Raw genomic sequence first — 16,031 nt, 5'->3', positions numbered from 1 at the left:
GTCTCTCTCCGGACCGTCAGTCGCCGGTTCCGACGGGCAACAGTTTGTGCACGAGGTGAGCGTTGACGACGCGGAATTCGTGTGCGGGGCGGCGCACGGGCTCGAGGATGCCGTCGGCGTGGACGACGGCGCCGCCGCCGGAGGGGATTCCGACACCTAGGGCGGCTCCCTTCAGCGATTGGATCGCCCGCGACAGCCGCGCCCAGCCGGTTCGCTCGTCGTGCGTGTCGATGACCGCGGGCACCAGGTTGAAGACGTCGAGCAGTCGGTGCTCCGGGGGTGTCCCGATGATGCCGTAGCGCCCGAGCTGGACCGCACCGGCCGAAATGCCCACCAGCACAGCACCTTTGGCGTACCGATCGAGAATCGCGTCCTTCATGCCGTTTCTCTCGAAGGTGTTCCAGCCCCGCTGCACGTCGCCGCCGGCCAGGACGATCAGGTGGGCGCCGTCGAGGAAGGCGCGGTCGGCCGGGCCGAACGACGACGCGATCATGCGGCGCTCGGTGACGCCGATCGCCTCCATCGCCGCCTCGAAGATGTCGTAGAACTCGGGGCGATCACCGTTCGATGCGCCGATGTAGGCCGCGCTGAGCGGCTTGTCTCTTGCCAACCCGTCGAGAGCCGCCTGCACGAGCGGTCGGTCGTGACGCTTCCAGAACAGCAACTGACTGTCGGCCAGCAGGTACAGCGGTTGACGGTGTGGCACAGTCACATCGGCCGGACTTCGGCGGCGAGTTCGTCGAAGCGGGTAAGCGCGGCATCAAGGTCGGTGTCGTCGAAGGCTTCGACACGCGTATAGAAGTCGCCGTCAAGTATGCCAACGACGATGGCCCGCCATTCGGCGTCAAACCCCTGTTGCGAGGTTCCACGCGTAACCTGTGTGATGACCGCTCCCCGGTCGCTCAGTCGGTGCACCGCCTCGATGTAGACGCTGAGATCCGGCATGATTTCCCACAGGCTGGGGAGATATCCGGGCAGAGGCTCCCGCTCGGTGGTCACGGTCGTCCGATGGTCGATGAGAACCGAATCCGTTGTCATGTCAGGAAGTTCGCACCGGTTGGTTCTGGAATAGGCCCGTGTGATCACCGACCAAACGCGCGCATGCGCGGCGGCTTCACCGGCAAGGTAGCGGGCGTCGAGTTCCTCGAATGCCGCGTCGAAGTCGTCGGGGTCGAACACAATGGACGCCGTGGCTTGGTTGTCGTCGTTGGCCTGCACGACGCCGAGCGCGGCGGCTTGGAATGCCTCGGGCTCGTGTTCCTGGCTCACGAAGGCGAAACGAAACAGTGCCAGGTGTGCTCCGCGGGTCGCGATCACGGTCGAGCTGACATCGCTCATCCAAACATCGCCCGTGGCATGCCAATTCGCCATCTCGGCGTCGCGGCCGCGTCGTATGCCGGCGTTCAAGGTTCGCCGGCGATCCTCTGAGTAGAAGTCGTCGGCGAGTAGTTCTGCCATGGCGTCCCAGTCGCGAATCGCGAAATGCGCCAGGAATAGCTCGATCAGTCGGCTTGTCACGTTTTCTGGTCGGGGTGCCGGTCGATGCAGCTCCTCGAAGCGGGCCAGCGCGTCGGGTAGGTCTGCCTCGTCGAAAAGCTCGCAACGGCTGACCAGATCACCTTCGAACATGACAAGGGCGACCTCTCGCCACTCGACATCGGACCGGTTTCGCAACCTGCCATGTGCCAAATGCGTGACGACCGCTCCTCGCTCGGTCATTCGATGCACGGCAAGGATGTGATTTTTGACGTCTTCCGCGAGATCCCAACCAGCACGCAGATATGCGATCAAGCCGCCCGGTTCAAACGCGGTCGCCCGCCGGTGGTCGACGTTGGCCCAGTCCGGAGTGTGCGCCGGCACCTCATACCGGTCGAGCGCGGCATCGCTCGCCCTGAGCAGCGACCACGTTCGCGCGTAAGCAGCCGCTTCACCGGCAAGGTAGCGGGCGTCGAGTTCCTCGAATGCCGCGTCGATATCGTTGGGGTCGAACACAACCCGCGCAAGCATCCGGTCTTCGGGATCGAGTTCGACCAGACCGAGCACCTCGCTATGGAACGCGCCGGGTCCTTGCTCCCGGCCGAAAAACCGGGTACGGCCAAGGAAGAGACGCTGGCCGCGGATCGCGATGACGTCCGACGCGATCTTCGTGATCCCGACCTCAGCCCACGCCCGCATGTTGTTCATATCGACGTCACGGCCGGATTGAATCCCCGCACCCACCACGCGACGGCGATCGTCGCTCGCAAAATCATCAGCCGTCATGTTGGCCATCGCATCCCAGTCGCGTGCGGCGAAGTACGCCAGGAAGCGGTCGCTGACTTCGCTTGCCGTGTTGTGTAGTCGGGGTGCGGGTCGATGCAGCTCCTCGAAGCGGGCCAGCGCGTCGGGTAGGTCTGCCTCGTCGAAAAGCTCGCAACGGCTCAGCAGTTCGCCGTCGAACGTCAGAAGTCCGATCTCCCGCCATTCGGCCTGGAAGCCCCGTGTCGAGGTGCCGTGCGACGCCATGGTGACGACGGCTCCGAGGTCGCTCAGGCGATGCACCGCAGCGACGTCGACGTGGAAGTCCGGTGCGTCGTCGAACACGTCGTGGATGTAAGAGGTCATGTCGCCCGCGGCGAACGTCGCTCCCCGGCGGTGGTCGATATTGACCCAGTCGGGCGATATCTCGGGAAGTTCATGTCTGTTGATCGCTGCGAAGGCGGCCGTCACCAGACCCCACGTGTGCGCATGGGCGGCGGCCTCGCCGTTGAGGTATCGATGATCGAGTTCGGCAATGGCGGCGTCGATGTCGTCGGGGTCGAAGGTAGCCCAACTCGCGATCTTCTGGTTGGAACCAATCTCAAGCAGCCACAACAGATCCACGTGGAATGCTTCGGTGTCCACGTCCCCGCGCGACACCTGTGACCGGATGAGGGCGAGACGCTCGCCACGGATTGCGATGACGTCAGACGTCGCATTCGTGACGTCGAGATCGGCGGCCGACCGGAAGTCGTTGATCTCAGCGTCGCGGTCCTGGCGGATGCCCGCATTCACCACCCGACGACGGTCCACGGTTGAAATGTCGTGAGACAGCATCTCCGTCATGGCGTCCCAGTCGCGGGCTGCGAATTTCGCGAGGAATTGCTGAACAACTCGGCTGGCACCGTTTTCCAGCCGCGGTTCCGGCCGGGTGAGCTCATCGAATCTCGCGATCGCGGCGTCGAGGTCCGCCTCGTCGAAGACTTCCAACCGGTCGACCAGATCGCGGTCGACCGTGATAACGGCGATACTGCGCCACTCGGCTTTAAAGCCCTCTCGCGAGGTTTCGTGCGATACCGTACTGAACACGGCTCCAAGGCTGTCCAGCCGGTGCACGGCCTCGACGGCGCTGCTCACATCGGATGCGAGTTGCCATTCGGCCAGCAATGCGGGCAGTCCACCGGGCGGGAACGACGACGCATGCCGGTGGTCGATAGTGACCCAATCTGACGTGGTCGGCGGCATCTCGCGCCGGTTGAGCGCGTCGTATGCCCGCAAGATTACCGACCAGGTGCGCGAGTGGGCCGACGCTTCGCCGGCGAGGTACCGGGCATCGAGTTCGGCGATGGCGCCGGTGATGTCATCGGGGTCGAAAGCGATGTGGGCCGCGAGTCGGTTGTCGGCGTTGATTTCGACGATGCCGATCATCTCGGTGTAGAACGCCTCGGGGTTGCGGTCCTGCTCCGAAAAGCGAAGACGACGCAGGGCGAGGCGTTCACCGCGGATGGCAATGACATTCGACGTGACGTTCCCCTGCCCGACGAGGTCAGCCATGACCTTCAAATTCGCGATTTCGGTGTCCCGGCCCCGCCGATTACCGGCGTTGAGTGCCTGGCGACGATCATCGAGCAAGAAGTCGTCGGCCAGCGTCGCGGCCATGGCGTCCCAGTCACGAACCGGAAAGTGCTTCCAAAAGCGTTGATCGGCTTGACTTGCCGCGTTTTGCAGGCGGGGTGCCGGCCGGGTGAGCTCATCGAACCTGGCGAGCGCGGCGTCCAAATTCGTCTCGTCGAACATCTCGGAGCGGTTGATCCGGTCGCCGTGCACTGTCGAGATGCCGATTTCCCGCCACTCCGCGTCGAAGCCCGAGTCAGACTTCCCGTGCACCACCCGGGTGACGACCGCTCCGAGTGCACTCAGCCGATGCACGGTCTCGATATAGGCATTCGGCGTTATCAGGTCCCATGTGGCGCGGAGGTACGGCCCAAGATCACCCGGAGCGAATGCGATTGCGCGTCGATGGTCGACGTTAACCCAATCCGGTGTCGTTGTTGGTAGCTCCTGACGATTAACCGCCGAGTACGCAACTGTGATTACCGACCACGCCTGCGCATACGGTGCCGCCTCCCCGGCGAGGTAGTGCGCGTCGAGTTCCCCTATCGCCGCATCGAAGTCGTCGAGGTCGAACGCTGCCATCGCCGCGATCCGCCCGTCGCTGTCGATTTCGACCAGCTGCAGGAAATCCACGCGGAACGCTTCTGATTCCTTGCCGTTTCGCGCGTAGTGGGCACGAGCGAGGGCCAGGCGCGCTCCACGGGTTGCAACGGTGTCCGATCCCGCGTCCGTCACGTCGATGTCGGCGGCCGACCGGTAATCTTCGATCGCGGCGTCGGGGCCGCGCCGGATCCCGGCGCCCACCACCGAACGACGATCGTCGCCGCAGTAGTCGTCGGTGAGAAGATCGGTGATCGCGTCCCAGTCGCGGGCTTTGAAATAGGCGTGCAGGCGCTCGTATGCGCGCGTCGCGCCATTCTCGAGCGTCGGTCGACGATTTACGCCCTCCAACCGAGCGTAGGCGGCGTCGAGTTCGGCCATCGCGGCGTCCATGTCTTCGACGTCGAACCACACCTGTCGCACGACTTGGCTATTCTCATCGACGGCGTAAACCTGGAGAAGCTCGTCGTGTGGCGCTCCGGGACTCTCGTCGACAGCGCTCGTGATCATCCGAGACAGAGCTACTCGCTCGCCTCGCGCGGCGACCATGACATGGTCGATACGTGTAACGCCGGCTTCGAGCTCACGCCTGACCTCACGTCGCATCGCGTCGGATGGGAAGCCAACGCCGACGATCTTTCGCCGATTCTCGATCGAGACATTTGGTGCGAAGAGTCGGTCGAACTCATCCCAGTCCTTGCGATGAACAGCGGCCATCACGCGTTCACCGACTCGCGTGGCCGCGGTGTCAAGTTCGACGCTGGGACTTCGGGGCGGGGTAGGTGCAGACGGGACGGTGTGCTCACCGAGAAGACGGCGTGCCCTCTCGGCGAGTGCCGCAGCGCCCTTCCGCTCGTACAGGTCGACCGCCCGGCCGGCGGCGGCGCGCGCTCCCGCGGTCTCGCCCGCAGCGTTCAAGACCGTTGCGAGAGTGAGGCATGCGTCGCCGTGATCGACCAACAGGTCGGTGTGCCCGGCCACGCTTACAGCCTCTTCGGCCATCCGCCGGGCCTCGTCATAATCACCTCGGCGCGAAAGCAACAGCGCCCGAAGCGTGCGCCAGGCGATCGACGCCTTCAGCGCGTGACCGGCGAGCCGCTCACTCGCCGTGCACAATTCGTCGGCCTCGGCTTCGCGATCGAGCACCAGACATGCCCGACCGAGCAGTGCTGCCGTCTCGGCGGTATCGGCATCGAGGCCCATGCGACGAAAACCGTTGTAAGCCTTGCGCAGATGCGGCTCGGCCGCGGCGGCATCGTCGGCAACCAGCTCGACAATGCCGGCGAACTGCTCGACCTCGAGGAGGGCGTGGCGCAGGCCGAGTTCGGTGACGGTGCGCCGCGCCGAGTCGATCATCCGACGCGCCGCCGCGGCCCGCCCGCGGAAGGCCTCCAACACGGCCTGGCACCGCGTCGACGTGGCTTCGACCGCGGGCGAGTCGGTCGTGATCCGGAGCAGTCGCACCACGTCAAGGCACCGGCCGCCCGCGCGCGGAACAGGATTCGGGCCCCACAGCGCCGCGAGCGGCGCATTCGCCAAAACCGCGTTCACCCGGCGATGTTCGCGCGCGCGGCGCGCCGCGGTGAGGGCATTGTCCAGGGCGATCTCGCAGTCACCGATTCGCCCGAGACGCGCCAGGCATCCGGCGCGGACGGTGTGCGCCGTGGCCTCTCCGGCCGCATCGTCCAATTCGGCCAGCCTGGCGGCGGCCGCGCCGACCGCGGCCTCGACCTCGTCGAGTCGTTCGGGATGGCTCAATATTGACAGCTGCCCGTCAAAGCACGTAGCCCATGCGCTCAGCCGAGCTGAATCGACTGTTGCGCTTTGCAATTGGGAAACGGCGCCCACTGCCGAAGCGACGTCGCCGGCGGCGAGCAGTGCCTCGCAGCGCGCGATCAACAGCTCGGTGACCTGGTCGTCACGGTCGGGCAGTTCGTCGTCGATCTCCTCGAGCGCGTGCAGCGCCCGATCGTAGAGGTCGGCGGCGCCCTCGTAGCCGAGCCGGGTCATCGCCTGGTCGGCCGCGCGCCGGCAATACTGCACGGCCTTGGCCGCATTCCCGGCCCAGGCACATTCGAAGTAGTGGTGCGCCAGTTCGGCCAGCAGCTCGTCCTCGGCGCCGGGCTGGTTCTCCAGGGTCGTGGCGATGCGCTGGTGCAGCCGCATGCGCCGCACCGACGACAGCTCGGCCAGCAGCGACTGCCGGACGATGGCGTGGTTGAAACGATAACGGCCGCCGGGCTCTTCGATGACGATGCCCGCCTGGCATGCCTCGTCGAAGGCGTCGACCTGATCCTCGCCGACCACGCTTTCGACGAGCTCCAGGGCGAACCGGCTGCCGATGACCGCGGCCGTGGCGAGGGCCTTGTTCGTCTCCGACGACAGCCGGGACAGGCGGCGGCTCACGGCCTCGCGCACCCCCTGCGGCAGGGTGCTCTGGTCCCAGCGGCCGCCGCTTTCGTCCACATGATGCAGAGCCTGGATGAGGAAGAACGGATTGCCGCCCGTGACCGACGCCAGCGCCCGGGCCAGCTCGTCGTCGTCATAACCGGCCTCGGCGACGTACGCGGCGACGTCCTGCTCATCAAGTCCGTTGAGCTGCAAGCGATTCGAAGGCTCGAAACCGGCGCTGCGGTGCAGGTCGGCGAGCATGGCCGCCAGCGGATGGGAGCGGTCGAGGTCAGTGCTGCGGTAGGTGCCGACGACTTGCACCCGGGCATGCTCGCCGAACCGCAGCAGATGCCGCAACAGCAGCAGCGTCGGCTTGGCCGCCCAGTGCAGATCGTCGAGCACCAGCACCACCGGCGCACCGGCCGAGACGGCCGCCAACAGCGCGACGACCGCGTCGAAAAGCGCGTAGCGCTCGGTGTCGGGATCGGCGCGCGTCGGCGTGGGCAGGTCGGGCAGCACGTCGGTGAGCCCGGGAACCAGCGGAAGCAGCGCCTCCACACCCCGAAGCCCGCGCAGCCGGTCGGGGCCCAGGCACGGCACCAGCATCCGCAGCGCTTCGGCGAACGGCTGATACGGCGCACCGAGATCCTCGTCGCAGCGCCCGTACAGCACGACCGCCCCCTGTTCATAGACCCGCCGCGACCATTCGCCCGCCAGCCGGGTCTTGCCTACACCCGGTTCGCCGGCGATCAGCACGGCCTGCATGTCACCGGCGAGCGTGCTCTGCCACGCCGAGAGAAGCCCGTCGAGCTCGCGGCCGCGACCGACGAACGGCCCCGGACCGAGCAGCACCGCGGGCAAGCCGGGTCGCTCCATCGGCGCGGCGCTCGGCTGCACCGGGGGAGCGGCTTGGGCGCCGGTTTCCAGGCGCAGCTCGAAAACATGCTCCGGACGGGGCAGGTTGCGCAGCTGGCGCATTCCCAGATCGGTGAGCACGACGTCGTCGGGCAGCGTGTCGATCACGAGTTCGGCGGTGGCGCCCGAGCACAGGATCTGGCCACCCGCCGCCAGTGCCCTCAGCCGCGCGGCGCGGTTGACCGCGCGGCCGAAGTAGTCGCCGTCGCGCAGCTCGGCTTCGCCGGTGTGCAGCGCCACGCGGATGCGCATGGGTTCCCGTAACGCCCACGGCTCGTGGCCGATCGCGTCCTGCAACTCGACGGCGGCCGCGGCGCCGGCCGACGGCCGATCGAAGACCGAAAACGTCGCATCGCCCTCGCCGCGCGTCTTGATCAGCCGTCCGCCGCGCGACGTGACGACCTGTTCGACGAGCTCGTCGTGTCGCGCCAGCGCCACCGCCATGGCGGCGGCGTCTGCCTCCCAGGCCGCGGTGGAGCCCTCGATGTCGGTGAGCAGGAACGTCACCGCCCGCGTCACCGACGAAAGATTCTGCACCACAAGGACATCCAGGGAGGCATCCTGCGCGACGATCGCGCTCTCGAGCCGGCGAAGCTCCGGCCCCGGATCGACGCCCAACTCGTCGGCCAGCTGCGCGCGCGCCCGCTGGTACGCGCCGAGGGCCTCACCCTGCCTGCCGGCCCGGTAGAGCGCGAGCATCAGTTGGCCCCAACGTCTTTCGCGCAGCGGCGCCTCGGCCACCGCGGCCTCCAGCTCACCGATGATCTCGGCCGCGCGGCCGGTGGCCAGCAGCGCGTCGGCCCGATCCTCCACCAGCGCGGCGTGACCCTCGATCCACCGCGTCTTCTCCGAGGTTCCCCGCCGGCCGTCGGGCAACTCGGGGATTCCGCGCCACAGGGCGAGCGCCGCGTCGAAGCAGGCCACCGCTCGGCCGTTGTCGCCGGCCGCGGCGGCGTCGCGTCCGCGGCGGGCGGCCACCTTGTATCGCGCGGCGTCGACGTCGGCGTCGGCCAGGATCCAACCCGCGCCCTGCGTCAGCACGACACCGTCGCCCAGGATGCGACGGAGCGAGGAGATGTGCGTTTGCAGCGCCTTGGCCGCGGTGCGCGGCGGTTCCTCGCCCCACAGCAGCTCCATGAGGGCGTCGGCCGAGACAAGGGCGCCACCGTGCAGGCCGAGCATGGTGAGGACGGCGCGGGGTTTGGCGCCCGGAATCGCGACCGGCGTGCCGTGCCGCCGGACCTGGAGAGGCCCCAAAACCCCCAGCTCCACCGGTAAAAGGGTACTCATCTCGATGATCGTCGGCGGCGCAATTCAATACCTGGTCAAGATCCGGTAAAGCCGCCGGTGACCTGCCCGGATGGCGCCCGAACGGCTAAGGCGCCGCACGGTGACCGGCGCTGGCCGCATGGTGTCGGGAGTTGCGGTACCGACATGGCCACGCACCCGACCGTTTACTTTGGTATCCATGGACAGCGACCGGGATGACTCCGCCGCCAACCGGCGGGACCGGCGCGAACTGGACCGCATGCACACCCGGCTCGACGAGCTGATGGCGGCGCGCGACCAGCTGGAACAACTGGTTCGGGTCATCGTCGAAATCGGCTCCGATCTGGACTTGGACGTCACGCTGCGTCGCGTCCTGAAAGCGGCGATGGAGCTGACCGGCGCCCGCTACGCCGTGCTCTCTTCCCGCGCCTCCGACGGCGGACTCCTCTCGTTCGTGCATGCCGGCCTCGACGCGGACACGGCCCGGCAGCTCGGCGAGCTCGCGGTGGGCGACGGTCTTCGCATCGACGATGTGAGCGTTGATCCGCGCAGCGCCCACCTGTCGGCACACGACCCACCGCTGCGGGCGCTGCTGGGAATACCGATCACGGTGCGGGCAGCCAACTTTGGCAACCTCTATCTGGCGGACGACCGGCAAGGGCGCGTGTTCACCGACTCGCAGGAAGGCGCGGTGCGTGCCATGGCCACGGCGGCAGCCGCCGCCATCGACAACGCGCGACTCTTCGAGCGCGAGCGCGAATCGGCGAAATGGACGAAGGCCAGTCGCGAGATCACCACCGCGCTGCTGTCCGGTGATCCGCAGACGGGTCCGTTGCAGCTCATCGTGAACCGGGCGCTGGAGCTGGCCGGCGCCGAGCAGGCGATCTTGCTGGTCCCGCGAGAGCCCGAGTCGCCCGGGCGGGAGGCCGACACCCTGGTGGTGTCCGCCACCGCGGGCCGCTACGCCTCGCAGGTGATCGGCCGGCAGGTTCCGATGGACGGCTCGACCACGGGCGGTGTCGCGCGGCGCGGCCTGCCGTTGATCACCGACTCCTTCCAATACCCGATCGAGGGATTCACCGATGTCGGCGAACGCTCGGCGATCGTGATACCGCTGATTGCCGACGGCGCGGTGCTCGGCGTCATCGCCGTCGCGCGCGACCCGCAGCAGCCGCCGTTCGGCAACGACTACCTCGACCTGGTCAGTGACTTCGCCCGGCACGCCGCCATCGCCTTGGCACTGGCGGCGGGCCGCCAACACGCGCTCAATCAGGAACTGGCCCAAGCGGATACGGTCGACGAGGCGGTACGCGCCGCGGCTGAAGAACTGCGCCGGCTGTGGCGCGCCCGCCGGGTGCTGGCCGTCACCTTCCCGAGCCACACCTCTGCTACGGAAACGGCGTTCGGTCCGCCCGAGGTCGTTTCGGTCGGCGAGCCCACGCAGTGGGCCGATCTACCGTCGCACATGCACCAGGCGCTCGGCTCGTTGCGCGACGGCGACCTGCTCACCCCGAACACCACGCAGCCCGGGACGGCGGGCATCGCCCTGCAGCATCCCGACGGCGTGCTGGTCGTCTGGATCGACCTGACCGATGAGCGTTCGTTCACCTTGGAAGACCAGACCCTGCTCACCGTGCTGGCCGGCCGCCTCGGCCAGGGCCTGCAACGGGTGCACCAGGTCGACCAGCAGCGCGAAACCGCACTGGCTCTGCAGCACGCGATCCTCGGTCCCGCCGATCTGCCCAACGGATTCGCGGTGCGCTATCAGGCCGCCACCCGGCCGTTGCAGGTCGGTGGTGACTGGTTCGACATCGTCGACCTCGAGGACGGGCGGGTCGCGTTGGTCGTCGGCGACTGTGTCGGCCATGGGCTCGCGTCCGCCACGGTGATGGGTCAGGTGCGCAGCGCCTGCCGCGCCCTGCTGCTCGAAAACCCAAGTCCCGCTGCGGCTCTCGCGGGTCTGGACCGATTCGCGGCGCGGCTGCCTGGCGCGCAATGCACCACCGCCGTGTGCGCGGTGCTCACCCCGGACACCGGGGAACTGGTCTACTCCAGCGCCGGGCACCCGCCGCCCATCGTGGTGCACGGCGACGGCAGCACCCAGATACTCGACGAGGGCCACACCATCGCATTGGGCATCCGACGGGACTGGCCCCGCCCGGAGGCCCGGGTGACCATACCGGCGCGCGCGACCCTGCTGTTGTACACCGACGGGCTGGTCGAACGTCGCCGCAGCCCGCTGGATCGGGGTATCTACCGCGTCGCCACCGTCGCGCAGGATGCCCGCGGCTCGTCCCTCGACGAGTTGGCGACCCGGATCATGTCCGCCGTCGCGCCGCGCGGCGGCTACCAGGACGACGTGGTGTTGCTGCTGTACCGGCATCCGGCGCCGCTGGAGCTGAACTTCCCCGCCGACGTCAACCAGCTGGCGCCCACCCGCACCGCGTTGCGCAACTGGCTGCGCCGTGTCCGGCTGGACCCGGAGCAGACGTTGAACGTATTGGTCGCCGCCGGGGAGGCGGTCGCCAACGCCATCGAGCACGGACACCGGCACAGTCCGCAGGGCACAATTCGGCTGGGCGCCACCGCGTTAGGCGATCAGGTCCGGTTGACGATCACCGACACCGGCACATGGAAGGTTCCCCAAGCGACGTCCTATCCGCATCGGGGGCGGGGCATCCCGTTGATGAAAAGCCTGATGAACGATGTCGACATTCGGTCCGACACCGGCGGAACCACCGTCCACCTCTCCGCCAGGATCACCTGATGGTCACCCCGCTGACGCTGGACACCGGCCGTGGTAGCGACGGCAACCCGGTGCTGGTGGCAGTGGGCGAAATCGACCTGAGCAACATTGACGCATTCCACCGGGCGCTGGCCACCGCCGCCGCGGAGGTCACCGGGAGTGACGGCGCGGTGCTCGTCGACCTCAGCGCCGTGGAGTATGTGGACAGCGCCGCCATCAATGCGTTGGCCGCGCACGCCGACCACATCGCGCTCGTCGCGCACCCGGTCCTGATGCCCGTCTTCAGGGTCAGCGGTTTGACCGAGCTGACCACCGTCGAAGCCGCACCCTCGCCGCCGGCACTTCGTTGAAACATGTTGCAGCGCAAGGCGGACGCGAATCCGCCAAGCCCGCGGCAGCAGTGTGAATTGCCGTGGCGCGAGGGGGATTTGGTCTACTCGGTCGTCATCGGGCGGACCACCGCACGATCGTTCGGCCCGCCAATCCGGCCCGCCGACAGGTTGATTGCCGCACAATGAGGTACGCGGGTCCGACCTACGACGAGTCATCACCGCCCGCCCGGACGACGAAGTGGAGTCGGCGATGAGAGATCACCTACGGCGCTGCCTGGTCGGCGCGTTCGCCCTCGTATCGATCGGGTTGCCGGCGACGGCGCTCGCGACGCCGGGGATCAGCCGCGCCGACGGGGACTGCGCCCCGGGCTGGGGCTGGAGCGTCGAACTGAATCAATGCGTGTTCCTGCTGCCGGCCGCGAACGGACCCGGCGGACCCGGGGGACCGGGCGGGCCCGGTGGACCGGGCGGACCCGGTGGACCGGGCGGACCCGGCGCACCTGGGGGGCCGGGCGCCCCGGGGCATCCCGGCCCGCACTGATACCGTCACCCAGCTGCGGCAACGCCACCCCGGAGCGGCGAAATAGCTGGTCGGCGGCGCGCGGGAACTCATCGCGCCGGCCGGTCGTTATATCAGCTAAGTAACCGGTGACTCGAGGGGGTAATAGCCGCATGCCACGCACAGACAACGACACCTGGGACCTTTCCACCAGTGTGGGCGCCACCGCCACGATGGTGGCCGCCGCACGCGCCATCGCGACCAACGCCGACAACCCGCTGATCGAGGACCGATTCGCCGAGCCGCTGGTTCGCGCCGTCGGGGTGGATTTCTTCACCCGCTGGGTCACCGGCGACCTCGTCGCCGCCGACGTCGACGACCACGACTCCGGTTGGAAGCTCGAGCACATGCCCGTGGCGATGGCCGCCCGTACCCGCTTCTTCGACTCCTTCTTCCAGGGCGCGACGCAGGCCGGGATTCGGCAGGCGGTGATTCTGGCCTCCGGCCTCGACGCGCGCGCCTACCGGTTGGCCTGGCCGGCCGGTACGACGGTGTTCGAGATCGACCAGCCTCAGGTGATCGAATTCAAGACCGCCACGCTGGCAAAGCTGGGCGCGACCCCGCAGGCCACGCTGCGCACCGTCGCCGTCGACCTGCGCGATGACTGGCTAAAAGCATTGGTGGAAGCGGGTTTTGGCAAGGGCCAGCCCACCGCATGGATCGCCGAGGGGCTGTTCGGCTATCTGCCGCCGGAGGCCCAGGACCGCCTGCTGGACAACATCACCGCACTCAGCGCCGACGGCAGCCGGTTGGCGTGCGAAGCTATTCCGGACATGTCAGAGGTAGACACCGAGAAGGCTCAAGAGATGATGCGCAGGGCCACCGCGAAATGGCGGGAGCACGGCTTCAACCTGGAATTCGGCGATCTGGGGTATCAGGGCGAGCGCAACGATGTCGCCGAGTACCTGGACGGCCTGGGCTGGCGGTCGGTCGGCGTTCCGATGAGTCAGCTGTTGGCCGACGCCGGACTCGAGGCGATCCCGCAGACCAACGACTCCGTGTCGGTGGCCGACACCATCTACTACAGCTCGGTGCTGGCCAAATGACCGCACCGCAGCGGCGAGGGCTGAACGACGTCGTCACGCGGATGTGGAGCTTCCTGGCGCCGGCGTATGACCTGCCCTTCCTGCAGCAGTGGGTGTACCGGCCTCCGCACAACGAGGTGATAGCCCAGCTGCGCAGCCACGGTTCGCGCAGAATTGCCGACATCGCTTGCGGCACAGGGATACTCAGCGAGCGGATCCAGCGCGAACTGAATCCCGACGAGATCTACGGCGTGGACATGTCCGACGGCATGCTCAACCAGGCGCGGGCGAAATCGGACCGGGTGCAGTGGTTGCGGGCGCCGGCCGAACAGCTCCCGTTTGACGACGGTGCGCTCGACGCCGTCGTGACGACGTCGGCGTTTCACTTCTTCGACCAGCCGGCGGCATTGCGGGAATTCCATCGCGTGCTGGCCCCCGGGGGGTTGGTGGCCGTCTCGGCGCTCAGTACCCGGCGACCGCTGCTGCAGGCATCCGCCGACAGCAGGTGGAAGCCGCAGCACAACGCGTCGGCTCCCGAGATGCGCAAGCTGTTCGAGGACGCGGGGTTCGTGATCGGCGATCAGTATCGGATCCCGCGGCCGGCCTGGACGCGCCTGGTTTCTGACCTGCTGACCGTCGGCACCAAACGCGACTAGTGACGCGGGCCGCGAAATGCGTTCGCCGGCAACGGCATAACTGACGACGCCCGCCTCACCTGATCGGCGAGGCGGGCGTCGTTTCAGCTATGGCTCACAGCGGGATCCACACTCCGAAGAACCAGAAGCCCCACTGGTTGAACCCGGGATCCCAGACGGGAGTCTCCTGGTAGCCCCAGTAGTCGATCGGGCCGTAGTCCCAGTGCCCGCCGGGCGGAGGGAGCGGTCGATCCCACGCCGGACGCGGTGGTTCACCCGGTCCCCAGGGGGCGGGTCCGTCGCCCCACGGGGCGCCGTGGAAGTAGCCACGTTGGGGGTCCCCATGCCAGGGACCACCCGGGCCGCCGGGGTGATCGGGCCCGCCCGGCCCACCGGGGCCGCCGGGGTGATCGGGACCGCCGGGCCCGCCCGGGCCGCCGGGGTGATCCGGCCCACCCGGGCCGCCGGGACCGCCAGGTCCGCCTGGTCCACCAGGGCCACCGGGATGACCGGGGCCGCCAGGACCGCCAGGCGGCCCACCGGGCCCACCCGGCCCGCCGGGACCGCCCGGGTCATTGGGGCCGGTCGGATGGTGGAAATCTCCGGGCTGCGACCCGCCATGGCCGGGGCCGCCCGCGGGAGGGGCGCCATGCCCGCCCGGAGGCGGCGGTGCCCCGGGAGCGGCGCCGGCGAACCCGGCTCCCATTCCCAACGCGGCGGCGCCGAGCGCTCCGGCGATGCTCACCCCTCCGACAAATTGCTTCAACCTCACGATGCTTCACCTATCCACTCGGTCCACTCGGGATCTCTGCGAAAGGGGAATTCCTCGAACGCCCCCCACCACCACCCAGACACTAGATAGCTTCCCTATGGACCAGCTGTGTCCCGCCCATGCAAAGCTTTGATCCCGGTCAACCGGCACCCGCGAGCGCTGGTTTGGCAAGGCTATGTTGGCTAGTCGCGCACGGTTTTCGTCTATATCGTTGCCGCCGTGTCGAGTACGCCACACCCGGCCGAACCCCACATCGGTTCGGTGTCGTCGAAGTTGAATTGGCTGCGCGCCGGCGTTCTGGGCGCCAACGATGGAATCGTGTCCACCGCAGGCATTGTCGTGGGCGTCGCGGCGGCCACGGCGCTGCGCGCTCCCATCCTGACCGCCGGCAGCGCCGGACTGGTGGCCGGGGCGGTGTCGATGGCGCTGGGCGAATACGTCTCGGTCAGCACTCAGCGCGATACCGAGAAGGCGCTGCTGATCCAGGAGCATCAGGAGCTGCGTGACGATCCGGCCGCCGAACTCGACGAGCTCGCCGCGCTCTACGAAGCCAAGGGTCTGACCGCGGCGACGGCGCGTACCGTGGCCGAGGAACTCACCGATCAGAATCCGCTGCTGGCCCATGCCGAGGTCGAGCTGGGCATCAATCCCGAGGAGCTGACGAATCCGTGGCATGCCGCGTCGTCCTCGGCGCTCTCGTTCGCCATCGGCGCGTTGCTCCCGTTGATCGCGATTCTGCTGCCGCCGCCGACGTGGCGGATTCCGGTCACCGTCGTGGCGGTGCTCATCGCGCTGGTGATCACCGGCGCGGTATCGGCCCGCCTCGGTGGCGCGCCGCAGCTTCGCGCCGTGGCGCGTAACGCCATCGGAGGCAGCCTCGCGCTGGCGGTCACCTACACGATCGGCCACGTGGTCGGCGCCGCGATCGACTGACC

Annotated in this window: 9 protein-coding genes; 6 read left to right on the top strand and 3 right to left on the bottom strand. The window is 68.1% G+C overall.

Features of this window, described 5'->3' with window-relative positions:
* Positions 1 to 16: 16 nt before the first annotated feature.
* Together MAA44156_RS11485 and MAA44156_RS11480 are read right to left on the bottom strand one after the other, a co-directional pair.
* Positions 17 to 712, bottom strand: coding sequence for a Type 1 glutamine amidotransferase-like domain-containing protein (locus tag MAA44156_RS11485; protein WP_009976337.1), 696 nt, complete (start codon positions 710 to 712; stop codon positions 17 to 19).
* Positions 709 to 9,030 (bottom strand): BTAD domain-containing putative transcriptional regulator, encoded by an 8,322-nt coding sequence (locus MAA44156_RS11480; RefSeq protein WP_009976338.1) that lies wholly within the window; start codon positions 9,028 to 9,030, stop codon positions 709 to 711. Before MAA44156_RS11480 ends, MAA44156_RS11485 begins: the two co-directional genes overlap by 4 nt.
* Before the next feature lie 196 nt (positions 9,031 to 9,226).
* On the opposite strand from MAA44156_RS11480, the gene MAA44156_RS11475 reads away from it, so the two are divergent.
* From MAA44156_RS11475 to MAA44156_RS11455, 5 genes are all read left to right on the top strand, one after another.
* Positions 9,227 to 11,794 (top strand): SpoIIE family protein phosphatase, encoded by a 2,568-nt coding sequence (locus tag MAA44156_RS11475; protein ID WP_009976339.1) that lies wholly within the window; start codon positions 9,227 to 9,229, stop codon positions 11,792 to 11,794.
* Complete coding sequence (locus MAA44156_RS11470) at positions 11,794 to 12,123, top strand: STAS domain-containing protein (RefSeq protein ID WP_009976340.1); 330 nt, start codon at positions 11,794 to 11,796, stop codon at positions 12,121 to 12,123. Before MAA44156_RS11475 ends, MAA44156_RS11470 begins: the two co-directional genes overlap by 1 nt.
* Positions 12,124 to 12,355: 232 nt before the next feature.
* Positions 12,356 to 12,646 (top strand): hypothetical protein, encoded by a 291-nt coding sequence (locus MAA44156_RS23555; RefSeq protein ID WP_218461170.1) that lies wholly within the window; start codon positions 12,356 to 12,358, stop codon positions 12,644 to 12,646.
* 131 nt (positions 12,647 to 12,777) lie between these two features.
* Positions 12,778 to 13,710: a class I SAM-dependent methyltransferase gene (locus tag MAA44156_RS11460; RefSeq protein WP_029248456.1), complete on the top strand. Its 933-nt coding sequence runs from the start codon at positions 12,778 to 12,780 to the stop codon at positions 13,708 to 13,710.
* On the top strand, positions 13,707 to 14,345 hold the full coding sequence (locus MAA44156_RS11455; RefSeq protein ID WP_009976344.1) for a class I SAM-dependent methyltransferase: 639 nt from the start codon (positions 13,707 to 13,709) through the stop codon (positions 14,343 to 14,345). Before MAA44156_RS11460 ends, MAA44156_RS11455 begins: the two co-directional genes overlap by 4 nt.
* A gap of 94 nt (positions 14,346 to 14,439) precedes the next feature.
* On the opposite strand, the gene MAA44156_RS23550 is transcribed toward MAA44156_RS11455, so the two are convergent.
* Positions 14,440 to 15,096 (bottom strand): chitin-binding protein, encoded by a 657-nt coding sequence (locus MAA44156_RS23550; protein WP_080555738.1) that lies wholly within the window; start codon positions 15,094 to 15,096, stop codon positions 14,440 to 14,442.
* A gap of 219 nt (positions 15,097 to 15,315) precedes the next feature.
* Between MAA44156_RS23550 and MAA44156_RS11445 the strand changes: the two genes are divergently transcribed.
* A complete protein-coding gene (locus MAA44156_RS11445) occupies positions 15,316 to 16,029 on the top strand; it encodes a VIT1/CCC1 transporter family protein (RefSeq protein ID WP_010949468.1) in 714 nt (237 codons plus the stop codon).
* Positions 16,030 to 16,031 lie beyond the last annotated feature (2 nt).

This window comes from Mycobacterium avium subsp. avium (assembly GCF_009741445.1).
Lineage (GTDB): Bacteria > Actinomycetota > Actinomycetes > Mycobacteriales > Mycobacteriaceae > Mycobacterium > Mycobacterium avium.
Note: the sequence above shows the minus strand (reverse complement) of the source record. Positions and strands in the feature narration are given on the sequence as shown.